Source organism: Arthrobacter sp. 05T420, from assembly GCF_056396305.1.
The window spans coordinates 72,512-91,190 of sequence record NZ_JBFTLG010000008.1 but is presented as its reverse complement, the minus strand read 5'-3'; the positions used below and the strand labels follow the sequence as shown (position 1 = coordinate 91,190).

General features: G+C 69.0%; 21 protein-coding genes. 16 read left to right on the top strand and 5 right to left on the bottom strand.

The genetic code is table 11. The features are described 5' to 3' along the window. Window positions 1-54: 54 nt before the first annotated feature. On the top strand, window positions 55-939 hold the full coding sequence (locus AC1DEM_RS09750; protein ID WP_476884168.1) for a hypothetical protein: 885 nt from the start codon (window positions 55-57) through the stop codon (window positions 937-939). After that, on the top strand, window positions 930-1,679 hold the full coding sequence (locus tag AC1DEM_RS09745; RefSeq protein WP_476884167.1) for a LamB/YcsF family protein: 750 nt from the start codon (window positions 930-932) through the stop codon (window positions 1,677-1,679). The genes AC1DEM_RS09750 and AC1DEM_RS09745 overlap by 10 nt, the downstream gene beginning before the upstream one ends. A 19-nt stretch (window positions 1,680-1,698) precedes the next feature. On the opposite strand, the gene AC1DEM_RS09740 is transcribed toward AC1DEM_RS09745, so the two are convergent. Further along, entirely contained in the window at window positions 1,699-3,030 is a 1,332-nt protein-coding gene (locus AC1DEM_RS09740) for a DUF445 domain-containing protein (RefSeq protein WP_476884166.1), read from the bottom strand. A gap of 51 nt (window positions 3,031-3,081) precedes the next feature. Here AC1DEM_RS09740 and AC1DEM_RS09735 point away from each other — a divergent pair, with 51 nt between their 5' ends. The 5 genes from AC1DEM_RS09735 to AC1DEM_RS09715 all read left to right on the top strand — a co-directional run bounded on the left by AC1DEM_RS09735 (window position 3,082) and on the right by AC1DEM_RS09715 (window position 5,976). After that, window positions 3,082-3,981, top strand: coding sequence for a glycerophosphodiester phosphodiesterase (locus tag AC1DEM_RS09735; RefSeq protein ID WP_476884165.1), 900 nt, complete (start codon window positions 3,082-3,084; stop codon window positions 3,979-3,981). A 107-nt stretch (window positions 3,982-4,088) separates the two neighbouring features. After that, complete coding sequence (locus tag AC1DEM_RS09730) at window positions 4,089-4,535, top strand: DoxX family protein (RefSeq protein ID WP_476884164.1); 447 nt, start codon at window positions 4,089-4,091, stop codon at window positions 4,533-4,535. Further along, window positions 4,532-5,305 (top strand): AzlC family ABC transporter permease, encoded by a 774-nt coding sequence (locus AC1DEM_RS09725; RefSeq protein WP_476884163.1) that lies wholly within the window; start codon window positions 4,532-4,534, stop codon window positions 5,303-5,305. Before AC1DEM_RS09730 ends, AC1DEM_RS09725 begins: the two co-directional genes overlap by 4 nt. Beyond that, entirely contained in the window at window positions 5,302-5,613 is a 312-nt protein-coding gene (locus AC1DEM_RS09720) for an AzlD domain-containing protein (protein ID WP_476884162.1), read from the top strand. Before AC1DEM_RS09725 ends, AC1DEM_RS09720 begins: the two co-directional genes overlap by 4 nt. A 105-nt stretch (window positions 5,614-5,718) precedes the next feature. Beyond that, the gene (locus AC1DEM_RS09715) at window positions 5,719-5,976 is read left to right on the top strand and encodes a hypothetical protein (protein ID WP_476884161.1); all 258 of its coding nucleotides are present in this window, start codon (window positions 5,719-5,721) and stop codon (window positions 5,974-5,976) included. A 43-nt stretch (window positions 5,977-6,019) separates the two neighbouring features. On the opposite strand, the gene AC1DEM_RS09710 is transcribed toward AC1DEM_RS09715, so the two are convergent. Continuing rightward, window positions 6,020-6,652 carry a TetR/AcrR family transcriptional regulator gene (locus AC1DEM_RS09710; protein ID WP_476884160.1) on the bottom strand — a complete coding sequence of 211 codons (633 nt, stop codon included), beginning with the start codon at window positions 6,650-6,652 and terminating at the stop codon, window positions 6,020-6,022. A 172-nt stretch (window positions 6,653-6,824) separates the two neighbouring features. Between AC1DEM_RS09710 and AC1DEM_RS09705 the strand changes: the two genes are divergently transcribed. From AC1DEM_RS09705 to AC1DEM_RS09680, 6 genes are all read left to right on the top strand, one after another. Continuing rightward, the gene (locus AC1DEM_RS09705; protein ID WP_476884159.1) at window positions 6,825-7,190 is read left to right on the top strand and encodes a thiamine-binding protein; all 366 of its coding nucleotides are present in this window, start codon (window positions 6,825-6,827) and stop codon (window positions 7,188-7,190) included. A gap of 80 nt (window positions 7,191-7,270) precedes the next feature. Then, a complete protein-coding gene (locus AC1DEM_RS09700) occupies window positions 7,271-7,948 on the top strand; it encodes an O-methyltransferase (protein ID WP_476884158.1) in 678 nt (225 codons plus the stop codon). A 245-nt stretch (window positions 7,949-8,193) separates the two neighbouring features. Next, window positions 8,194-9,300, top strand: coding sequence for an acyl-CoA dehydrogenase family protein (locus tag AC1DEM_RS09695; protein WP_476884245.1), 1,107 nt, complete (start codon window positions 8,194-8,196; stop codon window positions 9,298-9,300). Then, window positions 9,294-10,874: a PIG-L family deacetylase gene (locus AC1DEM_RS09690; protein WP_476884157.1), complete on the top strand. Its 1,581-nt coding sequence runs from the start codon at window positions 9,294-9,296 to the stop codon at window positions 10,872-10,874. The genes AC1DEM_RS09695 and AC1DEM_RS09690 overlap by 7 nt, the downstream gene beginning before the upstream one ends. 5 nt (window positions 10,875-10,879) lie before the next feature. Next, complete coding sequence (locus AC1DEM_RS09685) at window positions 10,880-11,665, top strand: glycosyltransferase family 2 protein (RefSeq protein ID WP_476884156.1); 786 nt, start codon at window positions 10,880-10,882, stop codon at window positions 11,663-11,665. A 45-nt stretch (window positions 11,666-11,710) separates the two neighbouring features. Then, a complete protein-coding gene (locus AC1DEM_RS09680) occupies window positions 11,711-11,929 on the top strand; it encodes a three-helix bundle dimerization domain-containing protein (protein WP_476884155.1) in 219 nt (72 codons plus the stop codon). Between the two features lie 194 nt (window positions 11,930-12,123). Here the strand turns inward: AC1DEM_RS09680 and AC1DEM_RS09675 are convergent, their stop codons facing one another. Then, on the bottom strand, window positions 12,124-13,125 hold the full coding sequence (locus AC1DEM_RS09675; RefSeq protein ID WP_476884154.1) for a zinc-dependent alcohol dehydrogenase family protein: 1,002 nt from the start codon (window positions 13,123-13,125) through the stop codon (window positions 12,124-12,126). 54 nt (window positions 13,126-13,179) lie between these two features. Next, entirely contained in the window at window positions 13,180-14,103 is a 924-nt protein-coding gene (locus AC1DEM_RS09670) for a universal stress protein (protein WP_476884153.1), read from the bottom strand. A 229-nt stretch (window positions 14,104-14,332) separates the two neighbouring features. Here AC1DEM_RS09670 and AC1DEM_RS09665 point away from each other — a divergent pair, with 229 nt between their 5' ends. Next, window positions 14,333-15,310, top strand: coding sequence for a fused MFS/spermidine synthase (locus tag AC1DEM_RS09665; protein ID WP_476884152.1), 978 nt, complete (start codon window positions 14,333-14,335; stop codon window positions 15,308-15,310). 28 nt (window positions 15,311-15,338) lie between these two features. Here the strand turns inward: AC1DEM_RS09665 and AC1DEM_RS09660 are convergent, their stop codons facing one another. Next, complete coding sequence (locus AC1DEM_RS09660; protein WP_476884151.1) at window positions 15,339-16,256, bottom strand: LysR family transcriptional regulator; 918 nt, start codon at window positions 16,254-16,256, stop codon at window positions 15,339-15,341. A 132-nt stretch (window positions 16,257-16,388) separates the two neighbouring features. On the opposite strand from AC1DEM_RS09660, the gene AC1DEM_RS09655 reads away from it, so the two are divergent. Together AC1DEM_RS09655 and AC1DEM_RS09650 are read left to right on the top strand one after the other, a co-directional pair. Next, window positions 16,389-17,771, top strand: a complete 1,383-nt coding sequence (locus AC1DEM_RS09655) for an MFS transporter (RefSeq protein WP_476884150.1) — start codon at window positions 16,389-16,391, stop codon at window positions 17,769-17,771. Window positions 17,772-17,899: 128 nt separating this feature from the next. Then, window positions 17,900-18,649 carry a 3-hydroxybutyrate dehydrogenase gene (locus AC1DEM_RS09650; protein ID WP_476884149.1) on the top strand — a complete coding sequence of 250 codons (750 nt, stop codon included), beginning with the start codon at window positions 17,900-17,902 and terminating at the stop codon, window positions 18,647-18,649. Window positions 18,650-18,679: the final 30 nt, after the last annotated feature.

The following is an 18,679-nucleotide window of genomic DNA, read 5'->3' as shown; positions in this document are numbered from 1 at the left end:
GCCGTGCCCTAATGTTAAGTGAACTTACTTTTCTGGTTCCGATGAGAGGCGATCATGGCCAAGCGCAGCAACCCGGCAATTAAGGTTGCCCAGCAGACAGCCCACAGTGCGATGTTCGACGCCGCCGGCAACCCCCGGCCAGGCCTCCACAAGGTGCTCCTGCGGGCAGTTGAAGTCCAGCGGCCGCTGGTGCTGGCCAATATCCGCAGGCTCCAGCGCAAGCACCCGCACGCCACGGCAGCTCAGCTCGCCGCCATCATGGAGCGCGACTACCTGCTGGCCGTCACCGGCGGCGGGGCGCTGGTGGGCGGGGCAGCCGTGATTCCGGGCGTTGGAACGGCGGCCGCCCTCGGTCTTTCGGCCGCCGCGGCCGTCGGCTTCCTCGAAGCCACCGCATTGTTCTCCACAGCGCTGGCCGAACTGCATGGCGTGCGGATGGTGGACCCGGACAGGGCCAGCACCCTGGTCATGGCGATCATGTTGGGCGAGGAAGGCACCGAACTGTTGAGCTCGTTGAGCGGACAGGCGGCAGGACGGGGCAGGGGACCCACCCAGGCCTGGACCACGGCCTTCACCCGCAGCGTCCCGCTCGCCGGCTTTGGCACAGTGCGGGCCAAGATCCAGACGATGTTCCTCCGCTCCCTGCTCAAGACCCAGGGATCGGCCCTGTTGGGCCGCGCCCTTCCCTTCGGCATCGGCGCCGTCGTGGGCGGCGTCGGCAACCGGCTGATGGGCCGCGCCGTCGTCGCCAATGCCAGGGAAGCGTTCGGTCCCATCCCGGACACGATCCCGGGGGAGCTGCAGGCCCTTGCCGAAACAACCGGCACGGCCGCGCTCTACGAGTCTGCGCCGGAGTCGGCCCTGGACGCGGCACCGGATGCGCCACAAAACAACGGCGCCCCGAAGACAACGAAGGACGGCGGCACGTTTTGGATCTGAACGCTGACCTGGGGGAGGCCTACGGAACCTGGACCAGGGGTGACGATGCCGCGATGTTTCCGCTCATCACCAGCGCCAGCGTGGCCTGCGGGATGCACGCAGGGGACCCCGTGACAATGCTTGACACCTGCCGGGCGGCCTACGAGCTCGACGTCAACGTCGGCGCCCACCTTGGCTACCCCGATCTGGCCGGCTTCGGCCTGCGCTCGCTGGACATGACCTTTGATGACCTGTTCGGCGCGGTGCTGTACCAGCTCGGCGCGCTCGACGGCGTTGCCCATGCCGTGGGCGCCTCGGTGGACTACGTCAAGCTGCACGGGGCGCTCTACGACCGCACCGTGCGCGACGCCGAGCAGGCCTCCGCAGTCATTGCCGCCATCCAGGCCTACGATCCCGGACTGCCCGTCCTGGGCCTCCCCGGCTCGGCCTTGCTCGAAATCGCCCGGGACGCCGGGCACCCCGTCGTCGCCGAAGCCTTCCCGGACCGCGCCTACTTCCCTGACGGAAGGCTGGTGCCCCGCGCACAGGAAGGGGCGGTGCTGCTCGACGCCGGACAGGTCGCCGAGCGGGCGGTCAGGCTCGCCACGAAGGGCGAGGTGGAGGCGGTGGACGGCACAGTGCTCCGGATCGAGCCGCAGTCGCTTTGCCTGCACGGCGACACTCCCGGCTCCGTCAGCGTTGCCGCCGCCGTGCGGGCCGGGCTGGAGGCCGCCGGCGTGGAGCTCGAGAGTTTCGCCTGACCCGCGGGCCGGTACGTAACTAGCCGAACAGCATGCTGGCCACCGTGAAGATGGCCAGCCCGGCCAGGGCGCCCACCACGGTGCCGTTGATCCGGATGAACTGCAGGTCCCTGCCCACCTGCAGCTCGATCTTCTGCGACGTTTCCTCAGCATCCCAGCGGGCCACGGTGTCCGTGATGACGCCCGCGATGTCCGAGCGGTAGGTCTTCACGAGGTAGCCCGCCGCGTCGCCGATCCACGCGTTCACCTTGCCGGCGAGATCGGGATCGACCAGCAGCCGGGTGCCGAAGTCATGCACGGCGGCCTTGAATTTGACGGTCAGTTCGCTGTGCGGGTCATCGACGGCGGAGAGCAGGGCCGTCTTGATGGTGTCCCAGGTGCGGGATGCGAGCTCGCGGATCTCAGGGTCGCCGAGCACCTGCGCCTTGATGCCCTCGGCACGGGCGATCATGACAGGGTCGTGCTGCAGGTCCTGCGCGAGTTCCTTGAGGTACTTGTCGATCGACTGGCGGACCTGGTGCTGCGGATTGGACTGCACGGCGCGGGTGAACTTCAGGATTTCCACATACACCTTGTCGCCCACGAGCCCGTCCACGAACGACGGCACCCACGTCGGGGAACGGTCGGTGACCAGTCTGTTGACCGTCTCCTGGTTGTCCCGCACCCAGTCCACGGTGCGGTCTACCAGCAGGTCCACCAGGGCGTGGTGGTGGCCGTCGTCGAAGATCCGCTCGGCGAGCCGGCCCACCGGCGGTCCCCACGGCGGAGTGAGCAGGTGCTTGCGGACCATGGACTCGATCACGGCCTGGACGTCGTCGTCGTTGAGGACCTTGAACGCGCCGCGGATGACGGCGGCACCCTCTTTGGCGACGCGGTCAGGGCCGCCGGGGCTGGAGAGCCAGGCGCCGGCTTTGCGCGCAATGTCAGCGGACGCGAGTTTTTCCTGGACCACCTGTTCGGAGAGGAAATTGGTCTCCACGAATTCGCCCAGCGAGGCGCCGATCTGGTCTTTGCGGCGCGGGATGATCGCCGTGTGCGGGATCTTGATTCCCATCGGGTACTTGAACAGTGCGGTAACGGCGAACCAGTCGGCGAGGGCTCCGACCATGCCGCCCTCGGCCGCCGCGCGGACGTATTCGAGCCCCGGATACTGCTTCTGCAGGGCGAACGCGACGACGAAGATCACGGCCATGACGATCAGGAGCGCGAGGGCCAGGAGTTTCATCCGGCGCAGCGCCGCAGCCTTCTCGGCGTCGCTGGACGCTGCGGAACGCTGCCCGGGAGGACCGTCCGGCCGGACGCCGCCCGGAGAGGCACCTGTCAGGGAAGTTGGCTCAGTATTGACCTGCATGTGCCCAGCCTAGTCCCGCCAAGGAAACGGGCCGTCCGCTAACGTGGCACCATGACGACAGACGAGTCCGCCGCCGCCCGTCCTCTGGTCTATGCCCACCGGGGCGCTAGCGGTGCATTCGCCGAGCACACGAGGGCCGCGTACCTGCAGGCAATTGCGGACGGCGCCGACGGGGTGGAATGCGATGTCCACCTGACCCGGGACCGGCAAGTGGTGCTCCTGCACGATTCCACCCTGGACCGCACCTCGGACGGCACCGGGCAGGTCGCGGACCGGAAGTTGGAAGAGCTCCGGCGGCTGGACTTCTCCTCCTGGAAAGGAGCCCGGATCCCGGAAGCCTACGGCGCCAAGTCTGAGCAGTTCCTGACCTTGCCGGAACTGCTCGAGATCCTGCGGGCGGCGGGCCGCCCCATAGGCCTGGCGATTGAGTTCAAACACCCCAGCTCGTTCCATCTTGGACTGGAGGACCGGGTCCTCGACGTCCTCAGGGACAGGGGGTGGAATCCGGTCACGTCGATGCTGGATAGCATCATGGTTTCCTTTATGAGCTTTAGCCCCGACGCCGTTATGCACCTTCTTGAGTCCGTGCCGGCGGCGGCCGTCTGCCAACTCGTGGACGACGTCAATGTGGCGGAAATCAGAGAGGAGCTGCGCCTCGGTGCCCTGACCGGTGGGGCGCTGGCCAATGTGATGAAGGCCGCCCAGGCGGAGGGCGAGCGGATCCTGGCCGCCGGCGAGGCTGGCATGGCCGGCCCTGGCATCGGGTACGTCCGCGCGTTCCCCGGGACGGTTGAGCGCTGGATTGGCTCGGGCCGACGCGTCCGGGTGTGGACGGTCGATGCCGAGGTCGACGTCGAGCGGTGCAGGGAACTCGGGGTCCACGAGGTCACCACGAACTGGCCCGCCCAGGTCCTGACCCAGCTAATGACGGACCGCCAGCCCCTCCGCTAACTGCCCGGCCGCGCGGCGGAACTGGGCGGATCCGATCGGAATTCGTTGTGGCGCCGAGGCTCCCCGGCGGATTACGGCCGGCGTGCCCCCTGTGGTTGAGTGGTTGCATGCCAATTCGCTGGTCCGGCCGGGACCTCCAAACGCTGTCCGCGGCAGCGATGAGCGCGCTGCTGCTCACCAGCGCCGCCAAGCACTTCCGCGAGCCCGAATTTTTCCACCCTGTAGTTCCCGACATCCTCTGCCGGGACGACTCCGGCGGGCAGCCGAATGGCCCGCTGGCCGTCCTGTCCCGTGAGGAATGGGTGGCAGCCAGCGGGCTGCTGGAAGCCGCCGCCGCCGTCGGGCTCCTGATCCCGGCCACCCGCAGGGCCGCCGCCGGCTGCGTCACGGCACTGTTCACCGCGTTTCTTTCCGGCCATGTCGACGCCCTTCGCAAGGCCTACGGACCGGAGGGCACGCCGCGGCGGCGACGCGTGCATACCTTGAGGCTCCCACTTCAGGCGCCCCTCATCGCGTGGGCCTGGACTCTGACGCGGCAGAACCGGCGTCCGTGAAAATCCTGCAGTCGCCGGCAGTGCGGATCGGGTTGTCGATCAGCATCGCCACCGGTCTTTACGGCGTCTCCTTCGGCGCGCTTTCCGTCACCTCGGGCCTGGATTTCTGGCAGACCATGGCGCTGAGCCTGCTGCTCTTCAGCGGTGGCTCGCAGTTCGCCTTCATCGGCGTCGTGGCCGGCGGCGGGTCCGGCGTCGCCGCGATGGGCGCCGCGACCCTTCTGGGCATGCGCAACGGAATCTACGGCATGCAAATCAACGCCCTGTTGCAGCCGCGGGGGTGGCGCAGGTTTGCCGCTGCCCAGCTGACCATCGACGAGTCCACCGCTACCAGCACGGGGCAGACGGACCCGGACGAGCAGAAGCGCGGCTTCTGGACCGCCGGAATCGGTGTCTTCGTGCTTTGGAACCTGTTCACAGCCCTCGGCGCGATGGCCGGCGGGGCACTTGGGGATCCCAAACAGTGGGGGCTCGACGGCGCCGCAGTGGCGGCCTTCCTGGGCCTGCTCTGGCCGCGGCTGAAAGGCAGGGAACCTGTGGCGATAGCGGTTGTCTGCGCGCTGGCCACCGTGCTGGCCGTGCCGTTCGCGCCCCCGGGAGTGCCCATTCTCGTCGCCGCCCTGGTCGCCGCCGGAATCGGCTGGTTCAGCCACGCCCGCAGCGACGAGGGCCTGGAACCGGACGTCGATCCCTACGCCGAGCAGCACGCGCAACACCACCACCGCCCTGCCGGCGACCACCGGGGCGACCGCAACGGAGACGACGCATGAACCTCTGGATCTGGCTGCTGCTCTCCTGCCTGCTCGCCTACGCGTGGAAGCTGCTCGGCTACCTGGTGCCGGCCAGCCTGCTCCGCAACCCCCGAATGTCCAGGATTGCCGGGACCATGACGATCGGGCTGCTGGCGTCCCTGACGGCGGTCAATGCCGTCGCCTCCGGCCAGTCGCTCGTCCTGGACGCGCGGCTGGGCGCATTGGCGGCCGCGGGCATCGCCTTGTGGTTCCGGGCGCCGTTTTTGGTGGTGGTGATCGCCGGCGCGGCTGCCGCCGCCGGGCTCCGGCTACTGGGCTGGGATTGACCCCCTGCGGACCCCTCCAGGGCTGCTCCGAGCGCCGACTGTGGGCGTGGCTGGAATGGTCTTTAGTCTCTACTTGACGTGCGGATCGCGTGGGAGCATTCGAACATGAGCGAACAGGACGGCCACCAGCCTGCTGCGTGGCAGGAGGCCGCGGAGCCAGAAGTCGCGGAGCGGGAAACCGCCGAGCAGGAAACCGCCGACCCACGCAAGGTGCAGCGCTCCAAGCAGCAGCAGGAGCCGTTTGATTCTGGCGGGACTGAGTCCAGCAGGGAAATGCGTGAAGTGTCCCGTCGCCGTCGGGACGCCGAAGAGAAGTTGCAGCAGCACCTGCTCGAAGCTAAAGACAAGCCGGCGGAGGACTAGCGCGGCCTGGCTAGCCGGAAGGCTGGCTAGCCTTGAACGCTTTCTAGCCGAGTAGGGCGTCGAAGGCGGTGCCTGCCAGCGGGGCCTGAGGCGGCAACGCCCGGTCCGGCCGTTCCGTCCGGATGGCGTCCTCCACCAGCGCCACGGGCCGCCGCCACGCGTCGGAGCCCGGTTCCATCGTGTCCACGACGCCGATCAGCATGGCCAGCAGGCGGATCATGTCCGTCATGGAAATATCGCTGCGCAGGCTGCCCTGGCCCTGGCCCCGGCCCAGCAGCACGGCGATGGATTCAATCAGGCCGCCCGTAATGCCGGCCAGCAGCCCGCGCCGGCCCGCGACAGCACTTAGAAGGTTGGCCTCTTCGCTGGCAACATGCATCGTGGCATCGATGACCCGGAAGAGTCCGGCAGCGGCGTCCGGATCCGCTAGCGCCTGATCGATGGCCGGATCCACCTCCAGCCGGAGCTGCCGGTTCAGGGCAGCGAGCACCAGCTCTTCTTTGTCGGAGAAATTCCGGAAGAGGGTGGCAGGGCCCACCCCGGCGGTAACGGCAATGGTCTGCAGCGGCACCTCGGGGCCGTGCTCGCGGAAGCACTGCCGGGCAGCGGCGATGATTTTGTCCACGTTACGCGCAGCATCTGCGCGGAGCGGCCTGCGGTCTACTGCCCGGTTCATTTGCCTAGGTTAGCAACGCGAGGGGTGCACGAACCTGTTACCGGCGGGTAGTGATTAATGTGACGGTTTCTAAGGCACGCCCGGACGCTGCAAGGGCAAAATCGCGTGAAAGACTAGTGCCGGACGGCCTGTATTTTGCCCGCTGTCCGGACTGAGTGAAGGGAACCACCACATGCTGGTCGCATTCTCCGTAGCACCCTCCGGTGACCCCGCCAACGGCCAGGCGCCCGGCGACGCGTCGGTCCACGACGCCGTCGCCGCCGCGGTGCGGATCGTCCGGGAGTCCGGCCTGCCCAACCGGACGAGTTCCATGTTCACCGAGATCGAGGGGGAGTGGGACGAGGTCATGGACGTCGTCAAACGAGCCACGGATGCCGTGGGCGCCTACGGTTCCCGCGTTTCGCTGGTGCTCAAGGCGGACATCCGGCCCGGCTACAGCAACGAGCTGACCGGCAAGGTGGAGCGGCTTGAAAGCGCCATCGACGGGCAGGGCGACGGCGCTACCGGACCGCAGATTCCAATCCGGCCGGGTACCTAAGGCGGGGCGCAGGCCGAAACCCGGACGGAAACCGCAACCGGAGGCTACCGCCGGGCGCGGGCGGCTGGAACACTGGGGACATGATCGAGCATCAGTCCACCCCCGGCTGGGTCGCGGTCGAGGACTTCCTCTCCGACGCAGTGGTCCGCCCGGACAGTTCACTCAAACGCGCCGTAACCAGCGCTCTCGAGGCAGGCATGCCGCCCATCGAAGTGGCCCCCAACGCCGGCAAACTCCTGAAATTGCTGGTCCGGCTCTCCGGTGCCCGCCGCGTCCTGGAGATCGGCACGCTGGCCGGCTTCAGCACCATCTGGATGGCCCAAGGGCTGCCCGACGACGGCCGGCTGGTCACCTGCGAGTACCTCCCGCTGCACGCCCGCGTTGCGCGCGCGAACGTTGACGAAGCCGGGGTGGGCCACAAGGTAGACATCCGGGTCGGCGCGGCGCTGGACACGCTACAGGAGCTGGAAGGCGAGGCGGGGCCGCCCTTCGACTTCGTGTTCATCGATGCCGACAAGGAAAACAACCCCCGCTACCTGGACTGGGCCATCCGGCTTGGCCGGCCCGGCACCACCATCGTGGTGGACAACGTCGTGTGGGAAGGCGCCGTGCTGGACGCATCGATGGACCCGGTAAACGCCCCCGGAATCATCAGCGCTCTCCAGATGCTGGGAGATGACCCGCGGCTGGACGGCACCGTCATACAGACCGTGGGTTCGAAGGGCTGGGACGGCTTCGCCCTCGCGATCGTCAGCTAGGCGCACGAGATTGGTCCGCTCGGGCGCGCGAGTTTGTCCGCTCGGGCGCGCGAGCGCCGGGGCCCGCCGCCTGATCGGGTGCGGCCGGCCAGCATCAAGTGCTAAGTATGCTTAGATTGCTTGTCGACGGCGCCAGCGATGGCGGCGCGGCCGCCGACGCGCAGGACTCCAGCCACATGGCCCGCCCACACGCCCGATCCGCTCAGCCAGAATCCGCCCAGCCCGAAGGAACACAGGCAGTCGAAATGAACGGGATCCCCACCTCCCTCCGCCCCCTACCTGTCAGGATCAGCTCCACGGCCGCAGACCTGGACGCGATCAGCCCCCTGCTGTCTGATGCGAACGCCGCCGTCGGCGATGTCCCGGCGCTGCTGGACCTGGCCAAGACGGCAGCGGCGACGGCGCCCAAGCCCGGGGACGGCCGGACCGCGTTCCTGTGGGAGATCCTTGCCTCCGTGACCGCCGTCGACGTCGCTGCCGGACGCGTGCTGGAACCGCACCTGGACGCCGTGGCGATCCTCGCCCAGGCCGGAGCCAAGGCGGCACGGGACGGCGGGGACTTCCCGGATCCCGACGGCGCCGAGTTCGAAGGGACCTGGGGGGTGTTTGCCGCGGAGGCGCCCGGCCTGCGGCTTGAGGCCAAAGAATCCGCCGGCGGCTGGATCCTCCAGGGGTCCAAGCCTTGGTGCTCGCTCGCCGCGCAGCTGGATCATGCCGTGCTGACGGCCCACCTGGAGACCGGTGGCCGGGCGGCGTTCGGCGTCGACCTCCACGCGCACGGCGTGAGCTTCGCGAATCCGGAGTGGACCAGCCGGGGGCTGCGCGAGATTCCCAGCGGTACCGTCCACTTCGAGGCCGTCCCCGCCGTGCCCCTCGGCGGCGCTGACTGGTACTACCAGCGCCCGGGCTTCGCCTGGGGTGGCATGGGCGTGGCCGCCTGCTGGCTGGGCGGCGCTGTCGCCGTGGCGCGCAGCTTCACCGCCTCCCTGCGGCAAGCCGCCGACGGCGGACGCGAGCCGGATCAGATAGCACTGGCCCATCTCGGCGAGATTGACCGAACGCTGGCCGCCCTGACCGCCTACCTGGCCGGAACGGCCGCGAGGATCGACGCAGGGGAGCTCTCGGACCGCCGTGCGTGGCAGGAAGCCCTGCGGGTGCGGGGAAGCGTTGCCGCCGCCGTCGAACGCGTCCAGACCCTCGTGAGCCAAAATCTGGGGCCGGCCCCGCTCGCCTTCGACGAGCGCTACGGAAAACGGATGGCCGATCTCGCCCTGTACATCCGCCAGCACCACGCCATGCGCGACGACGCGCAACTGGGCACCCTGACGCTGACAGGAAGCAACCCATGGTGACCTTCACCCACAACGACGCCGGGACGTCCGAGGCCGCGTGGGCCGGCAGCCGTGCTGCCGCGCTGCCGGAACTGCCGCTGGATGACGCGGCGCTCGCCGGCCGGGCCTTCATTGTCCTGGCCGCGCACCCGGACGACGAATCACTCGGGGCCGGCGGACTGCTGGCCCGGCTGCACGCCGTCGGCGCCACGGTCCGCGTTCTGCTGTGCACGGCGGGGGAAGGATCGCACCCCGGCTCCCCAACCACGACGCCGGAACAGCTCGCCGCGGTCCGCTTGCAGGAGTTCGGCCACGCCCTGGAACGACTTTCCGGGGGCGCGGGCGGGGCCGGGGACCTGGAGTGGCGGTGCCTTGGCCTCCCCGACGGACAACTCGCCGGGCACAGGGAGCTGATCCGTGCCGCGGCCCGCGAGGCGGTGGCGGCGTGCGGGCACGCCGCCGACAAGATCGTTCTCGTGGCGCCCTACAGGTTGGACGGACACACCGACCACGACGTCCTCGGGTCCATTGCCGCCGAGCTCAGCACCGCGGCGGGCCACGCGCTGCTCGAATACCCCATCTGGTACTGGTTGTGGGCGGCGCCAGAGGAACCGGATGACCCTGCTGGGCCGGATGACCCGGCCGGCGCGGCATGGCGCGGCTGGTTCCGGCTGCCGCTGCGCCCGGCAGAGCTGGCTGCCAAGGCTGCCGCCATGGCGGCTCATACGTCCCAGGTGCAGCCGCTCTCCGGGCTGCCGGGGGACGAGGTGCTCCTGCCTTCGGCTTTCCTGGCGCATTTTGAGCGGACCTGGGAGACCTTTGCCTGGCACCCGGCGGAGGGCCCGGCAGACGTCGGATCCGGCGTTGGATCCGACGCCCCGGCCAAAAATGTCCAGGCGAAAAATGCCCCGGCCGACGCCGGGTCCCCACGCCCTTACGCCGCGGGCGACGCGGAGCGACTCTTCGATGCGGTCCACGCCCGGGACGAGGATCCCTGGAGTTACACCTCGAGCTGGTACGAGCAGCGCAAGCGTTCGCTGACGCTCGCCGCGCTGCCCGGCAGCAGCTACACGGCCGGGCTGGAGATCGGCTGCTCGATAGGGACGCTGAGCGCGGAGCTCGCGCCCCGGTGCGGAACCTTCCTCGCCGTCGACGCCAGCGGCACGGCCCTGGACCGCGCCGCCCGGCGGCTCGCCCACCTGCCCGCGGCAACCACGCGCCACCTGACAGTCCCGAACGAGTGGCCGGACGGATCATTCGACCTGGTCGTGGTCTCAGAGGTGGGTTACTACCTCTCGCCCGCGGAGCTCGCCGGACTGTTCGACGGGATTGAGGGCTCGCTCATGCCGGGCGGCACGCTCGTGCTGTGCCACTGGCGGCACCCCGTTTCCGGCTGGGAGCTCGACGGCGACGCGGTCCACGCCGCAGCCCGGCGGCGCCCGGGCTGGACCGGCAGCGGGATCTACCAGGAGCGCGACTTCATCCTCGAGGTGTTCCTTGCGCCGGACGCCCCATCTCAAACCGCAACCCTCACCGCGCCGGACACCGCACCTCCCACCGCGCCGGACCGCGGCACTCCCGGACGGACGAGGTGACCCGGATGGCGGCGTTGCCGCTCCCGCGTGGGCACCGGATCGAACGGGTCGCCGTCGTCATGCCCGCGCATGACGAAGAAGACCACCTTGGGCAGGCGCTGCTGGCCGTTCAGCGGTCCGCGGACGCCCTGCACCGGGTCCGGCCCGACGTCGACACCCGCGTGACGGTGGTGCTGGATAGCTGCACGGACGGCTCCGCCGCCATCACGGCTGGCTACGCCGCCACGGACCCGCGTATCAGCGCCCTGGAGGTCAGCTACCGCAGCGCCGGCGCCAGCCGAGCCGCGGGTGTCCGGGCCTCGGGCATCGGCGTGCCCCGGCAGCGGCCGCCCGGCCAGCGTTGGACGCCGCCGCCCTGGGCCCGCCAAACCTGGCTGGCCAACACCGACGCCGATTCCAGGGTGCCGGAGAACTGGCTGGTGCGCCAGCTTGAGTTCGCCGAAGCCGGGGCTGACGCTGTGCTGGGATCCGTGGAACCGGATCCCGCCGGGATGGACCCTGAACTGCTCCGGCGCTGGCGCGAACGACACCCCTTCACCGAGGACCATCCCCACATCTACGGCGCGAACTTCGGAGTCCGGGCTTCGGCCTATCTGGCGGCCGGCGGGTTCGCGCGGATCACGTCCGAAGAGGACCGGACGCTGGTGCACAGCCTCCGCAGCCGAGCCTTCACGGTCACGGCGACGGACAGCACCCGGGTCATGACTTCCGGCCGGACCCACGCCCGGGCACCGCACGGCTTTGGCACGTACCTGCGGAGCCTTGGCCACATGCTGCCGCCTGCCGGCTGAGGATTCATTGACGCCGGAACCGGCCCGCTCCACACTGAAAGAGTGATGGACGATGCGAAAGAATCCTCCAGCATTGATCAGGTTGTCGACCGCTTGGCTGCCAGGTTTCCGCACGTTCCGAGGATTCACATCGCGGGGATCGTCAGCGAGGAATTCGACGCCCTGAACGCCGGCCGGATCAGGACATACATACCCACACTGGTGGAACGCGGCGCCCGCGTGCGGCTGAAGAGCGAGTTCGGGATCAACGCTGCCGGCGACTAGTTAGTGCCGCTCGGCCGCCCCATCCGACGCGCCGCAGTGGCCCCGCCGCCCCCAGCCGCCGCGAGTTCGCCGGGAACCTGCCACATCGCCGGAACGTTCCGGCGAGCCCGCACGCTTCCGGCGATTTCGACGGCGGCGGCGGGGCCGGGCGGCGGCGGCGGGCGGCGGCGGTGCAGACCGCCTGGGCCCAAGGCCTACTCCATGTGCAGGACGGCCGCCCCGGTGATCCGGTCCTCGGCCAGGTCCCTGAGAGCCTGGTCCGCGGCCGAGAACGGATACGCCACCGTGGTGGGACGGAGCGGGATCTCGGCGGCGATCCGGAAAAACTCCTCCCCGTCGGCCCTGGTGTTGGCCGTGACGCTGCGTAGCTGGCGCTCTTGGAAGAGCTCGTCGGTGTAGTTCAAAGGCGGAATGTCGCTCAGGTGGATGCCCGCGATGGCGAGCGTCCCGCCACGGTCCAGGGCACGGAGCGCAACCGGCACCAGCCCGCCTGCGGGGGCAAAGAGGATCGCGGAATCAAGGGGATCCGGCGGCTGCTCCTCGGCCCCGCCGGCGAACGTCGCGCCCAGATCCAGGGCCAGTTTGCGCGCCTCCGTGGACCGGGTCATGACGTACACGCAGGCACCCCGGTACATGGCGATCTGGGCGGCCAGATGCGCGGAACCGCCGAAGCCATAGATGCCCAGCCGGCCGCCGATCGGCAGCTCCGCCCGGCTCAGGGCACGGTAGCCGATGATGCCTGCGCACAGCAGCGGCGCGGCCTCCTCGTCGCTGAACGCGTCCGGGATCCGGTAGGCGAAATTCTCCGCCACCGTGATGAGCTCGGCGTACCCGCCGTCGCGGTCCCAGCCTGTAAAAGTTGGGGTAAAGCATAGGTTTTCCTGGCCGCGCACACAGAACCGGCAGGCGCCGCAGGTGCCGCCCAGCCAGGGAACCCCTACCCGTTCGCCCAGGCCGAACCTGGCCGCCCCCGGGCCTTTCCCGATTACCTCACCCACCACCTCGTGGCCCGGGATGATCCCGGGGTTCTTCGGCGCGAGGTCGCCCTCGGCCAGGTGCAAGTCCGTGCGACACACACCGCAGACCCGCACCTTCAGCAGGACCTCTCCGCGTCCCGGCACAGGATCCGGGAAGTCGGCGGCCACGAGGGGCCCGCCGGACATGGGCCCCGGACGTCCAACGTTCCAGGCTCGCACCGCGGCCTCCTTTCTGCAGCTCCCGCAGGTCCGAATCGGTTACGTTCGCGGCGGCTAGCGGGTAACCAGCACGTTGCAGCGCGCCTTGTGCAGGACTGCGGAGACCGTGTTGCCGGGCCCAGCCGAGGGGTTGTGGGTCCCGAGCACCAGGACGTCGGCGTCGTCCGCGGCGTCAAGCAGTCCCCGGGCGGCATGGCCCTCGCGCAGGGCCCCGGAAACGTCCAGACCGGATGCCAGCCCGCGGGCCTCGGCGACGGCCTGGTCCAGGACTTCCTGGCCGTGGAGCCTTGCGTGGCGGCCGTGCTCCTCCCGTGCCCCGGCCCGGAGCGGATCCACGTGGACGAGCTGCAGCGGGGCTCCGAAGACTTCGGCCAGCCCGATGGCCTCGGCCACGGTGGCTGGGCTGCGGGGCGAGGCATCAACTCCCACCACGATGGGGTGGTGCGGGCGGCGCGGGCGCCGGATCACCATCACCGGACAGGGTGCCGAGCCAGCCAGCGCAATGCAGACCGAGCCGGCCACCTGGTCCAGGACGGCGCCAAGGCCACGGCTGCCGACCACCAGCAGCCGTGCGTCCCGGGCCGCTTCGCGCAGGACCGGTGCCGGGAGGCCGGCCTCCATGACGCCGTCGACGGCGGGCCCCGCGTGTTCCGGCGCATTTTCGGGATCGGCAGCATCGGCAACGGCACGCTGGACGCCGGACGGCGCCGCCCCGGCCGCTTCGAGGGCGGCGCGGGCCAGTTCGAGGCCTTCGGCGAGGATGGCTTCAGCGGAGTGCCGTAGCCCGCTGCCGGCCACGCCTTTGACGGGGCCCAGGTTCTTGGTGAAGACGGGCCACACCCAGGCGTGGACCACCCGGAGGCTCAGCCCTGCGGCGGCCGCGTAGCCGGCGGCCCAGCGAACGGCGATTTGGGCGGCCTCGGACCCGCCGTAACCGACCGCCACGATGCCGCCCTGCTGCCCTGCGGGTGCCGACATTTTTCCTCCCGGCTCGGCGGACGCACCCCTTCGCCCGGCAGTATGTGCAGCCCCAGTACAACCCTGCGGTCCCGGAATGGGTAGAGGCTTTGGTCCCGCGGACGGGCCGCGGACGGCTTACGGACGGCCTGCCGCCGGCGGTGCGGGGCATTCGATCCGGCGAACCGGGGCCGGGGGTACCTCTGCCGGTGAACTAGGGTTGAAAGATGCACAATGCAGGGGATAGCTGATGGCCAAGCGGGGCAGGGGCCGGGGCGCCGGAACCGCCGAGGCCGGGGTGGTGGAAGTGCCCAAGGGTACCCGGCAGGCCGGTCCTGTGGCCGGGGTGTATTACATCGACACCGGGGACTGCGAGCTGATCCCGGACCAGGACAATTCCACCGGCTGGCTCCTGCGCATCAACGGAGTCATGAGCTCGCACATTGACCTCGCGGACCCGTTGTTCCTGGACTTCGAGTACATGCGCTGGATCGCTGCCCTTGTGGAGTCGCGCTGGCCGCGCGATTCAAAGCCCAAGCTGCGCGCCCTGCACCTTGGCGGGGGAGCCTGCTCACTGGCCCGCTATTTCCACGCCGCCTATCCGGACGCCCGCCAAGTGGTGGTGGAGCTGGACGGCAAGCTCGCCGACTATGTCCGGGGCTGGTTCGATCTGCCCAAGGCGCCGCTGCTGCGGCTGCGCGTGGGGGAGGCCAGGGAAGTCACCGAGAGCCTGACCCCGCAGACCCGGGACCTGATTATCCGCGACGTCTTCGCCGGCTCGCTGACACCGCGGCCGCTTACCACCCGGGAATTTGCCGAGCACGCCAAGAGCGTCCTGGCACCCGGCGGGATCTATGTGGTGAACTCCGGCGACGCCCCGGACCTCCGGAATGCCCGCGAAGACGCCGCCACCATCGCAGACGCCTTTGCCCACACCGTGATCATCGCGGATCCGGCCATGCTCAAGGGCCGGCGCTTCGGCAACATGATCATGGCCGGCAGCGACCTCCCGTTCGACGACGATCCCGGCCTCGCGCGTCGCCTGCTCGGCGGTGCGGTACCGGCCCACATCTGGAACGACGCGAAGGTGCGGGCGTTCGCGGCCGGCGCCGCCGTCCGCCACGACCCGGCAGGTTCCGCCCCGGCTGCATCGCCGACTGACACCCCGGCTGCATCGCCGACTGACGCCCCGGCTGAGACGCCGGCTGCATCGCCGACTGCTCCGTAGCGGCCCTTTTGCGGCCCCATAACGGCGGCTACGGAGCAACCGATGTGGTTCCTGCCCGCCCCAGCAGGGCATCGCGGTGGGCTGCGGTCTGCTCCCTCAAAGCCTGCACGAGGGCCGCCACCGCCGGCCGGCGCATCGAATCGGGCCGGAGCACCATCCAATAGGGGAGCAGCTCCGCGAAGTCCTCGGGAAGCAGCCGGACAAGGTCCGGATGCAGGTCGGCCGCGAAGCAGGGCAGGAACCCGATCCCGGCGCCGGCGCGGGTGGCCTCCACATGGACAAAGACGTTGGTGGAGCTCAGCCCGTCCCGCATGGTGGGCACCAGCCGCCGCGGGGCGTCCAGATCGTCCACCTGCAGCATCGAATCGACGAAATAGACCAGCGAGTGCGCGGTCAGCTCCTCCACGGTGGCCGGGCTACCGTACTCGGCCAGGTAGCCGCGGGAGGCATACATTCCCAGCATGTACTCCCCGAGCTGCGCGGCCTCCGCCCGGTGCACCTGCGGCTCACCGACCACCACCTCGATGTCCAGGCCGGATCGCTGCTGGAGAGCCCTGCGCGTCACGGTGATGATCTCCACGCTCAGGCCGGGATGGTCGCGGCGGAGCCGGGCCACGGCCGGGGCGGCGATGTAGGCGCTGAAGCCGTCCGTGGCGGTCATCCGGACGACGCCGGTGATGGGGTCCGGGGTGTGCCCCGGCTGCTCCAGGGTGCGTACGGCACTCTCGACCTGCTCGGCCACCCGCACGGCCTCGGCGCCTAGCTCGGTGAGCTCCCACCCGCCGGAGGCGCGCGAGAGCACACGGCCGCCGAGGGCCTTCTCCAGCGCGGCGATCCGGCGGGAGACGGTGGTGTGGTTCAGTCCGAGAGTCTGGGCCGCCGTCGTAAATTTCGCCGAACGGGACACCGCGAGCAGGACCAGCAGGTCATCGGGATTGGCGTTCATATCTGCAATTCTGCACATACTGGGTGCCGCTTTGGCCATTGAATCGCCGGGAGTCTGCGGCAATACTCAATGGAGCCATTTCAGTGCTGTGCATCACAGCACGTGTCACCGTGGACACTAAAGGAGAACCGGATGAGCGTAAACGAACGCTCTGCAACAACGCCCTCAGCACCCGCATCCAAGGGTTCCGGGCTCAAGAAAATCGTCGCAGCATCGATGGTGGGAACCGTCGTCGAGTGGTACGAATTCTTCCTCTATGCCACCGCCGCGACCCTGGTGTTCGGCAAGTACTTCTTTCCGCCCACCGGCAACGAACTGGACGGCATCATCCAGGCGTTCCTGACCTATGCCGTCGGCTTCGTGGCCCGCCCGCTCGGTGGCATTGTCTTCGGCCAGATCGGCGACAAGCTCGGCCGCAAGCCCACCCTGCAGCTCACCATCGTCATCATCGGGGTCTCCACCTTCCTGATGGGCTGCCTCCCGGGCTTCGCCACCCTCGGCTACCTGGCGCCTGCGCTGCTGGTCTTCCTGCGCTTCATCCAGGGCTTCGCCCTCGGCGGCGAATGGGGCGGCGCAGTTCTGCTCGTCGCCGAGCACAGCCCCAATAAGTCCCGCGGCTTCTGGTCCAGCTGGCCCCAGGCCGCCGTTCCCGTGGGCAACCTGCTGGCCACCCTGGTCCTGTTCATCATGTCCAACGTGCTCAGCTCCGCCGACTTCCTCAGCTGGGGCTGGCGCGTGGCGTTCTGGCTCTCCGCCGTGATCGTGTTCGTCGGTTACTACATCCGCACCCACGTCTCCGAATCGCCCATCTTCCTCGAGGCCAAGGCCCAGCTGGAAGAGGAACAGTCTGCCAGCTACGGCGTCCGCGAAGTCATCCGCAAGTACCCCAAGGGCATCCTGCAGGCCATGGGCCTCCGGTTCGCGGAGAACATCATGTACTACCTCGTGGTCAGCTTCGCGATCGTCTACCTGAAGTCCGTCCACAAGTACGACACCTCCTCACTACTGCTGGCCCTGCTGATCGCCCACGTCATCCACTTCCTGGTCATACCGCAGGTCGGGCGCCTCGTGGACAGCTGGGGCCGGAAGCCGGTCTACCTTGTCGGTGCCATCACCGGTGCCACCTGGCCGTTCTTCGCCTTCCCGATGTTCGATACCCGCAATCCGGTGATCATCGTCCTGGCCGTCACGATCGGCCTGTGCCTGCACGCCTTCATGTATGCAGGCCAGCCGGCCCTCATGTCGGAGCTGTTCCCGACCCGGATGCGCTACGCCGGGGTCTCCCTTGGCTCGCAGGTCACCTCGATCTTCGCCGGTTCGCTGGCGCCGCTCCTGGCCACCCAGTGGCTCAAGGACACCGGCTCCTGGCTGCCCACCGCGATCTACCTGGTGGTCGCCTGCGCCATCACCACTGTGGCAGTGCTGAGCCTGAAGGAAACCAAGGGCATCGCACTGGAGGACGTGGACCGGGCCGACGCCGAACGCGAAGGCCTGCCCGTAGCAGCCATGCGCTGATCTGCTTGCGTCACTGAGCTGCCTGAGAAACTGGCAGCCTTAGTTACTGAGCTGCTTGAGTTTGGGCCGGCTCCAGCCACGCTGGAGCCGGCCGCCTCATCGAATTTATTGATATGGAAGGCTGAGTTATGGAACACACGCTGAACGGACGCAAGGCCCTGGTCACCGGCGGCGCCGGCGGGATCGGCGCAGCCAGCGTCCGCGCCCTGGCGGCACGAGGGGCCAAAGTGGTGATCGCGGACGTGGACGAGTCCGCCGCAGCAGCGCTCGCCGACGAGGTCGGCGGCACTGCGTGGGCCGTCAACTTCCTTGACGTTGAATCCCTCCAGACGCTCAGCCTGGACTGCGACATCCTGGTCAACAACGCCGGAATTCAACGCATCAGTCCCATTGAGGAGTTCGACCCGGCCGACTTCCGCCGGATCATCACCCTCATGCTCGAGGCGCCTTTCCTGCTGATCCGGGCCGCGTTGCCACACATGTACGCCAACAACTTTGGCCGGATCATCAACCTGTCCTCCGTGCACGGACTGCGGGCCTCGCCGTTCAAGAGCGCGTACGTCTCGGCCAAGCATGGGCTGGAAGGCCTGAGCAAGGTGACCGCACTCGAAGGCGGGGCGCACGGAGTCACGTCCAACTGCATCAACCCCGGCTACGTCCGGACACCCCTGGTGGAGGCGCAGATCGCGGACCAGGCCAAGGTGCATGGCATCCCGGAGTCCGAGGTGCTCGCCAAGATCATGCTGACGGAATCGGCGGTCAAGCGGCTGGTGGAGCCCGAGGAAGTAGCGTCCCTGGTGGCGTGGCTGGCATCCGAGGACGCCGGCATGGTCACCGGCGCCAGCTACACAATGGACGGCGGCTGGTCCGCCCGCTAGTCCACCGCCGCTCAACCAACGCGGGGTCAG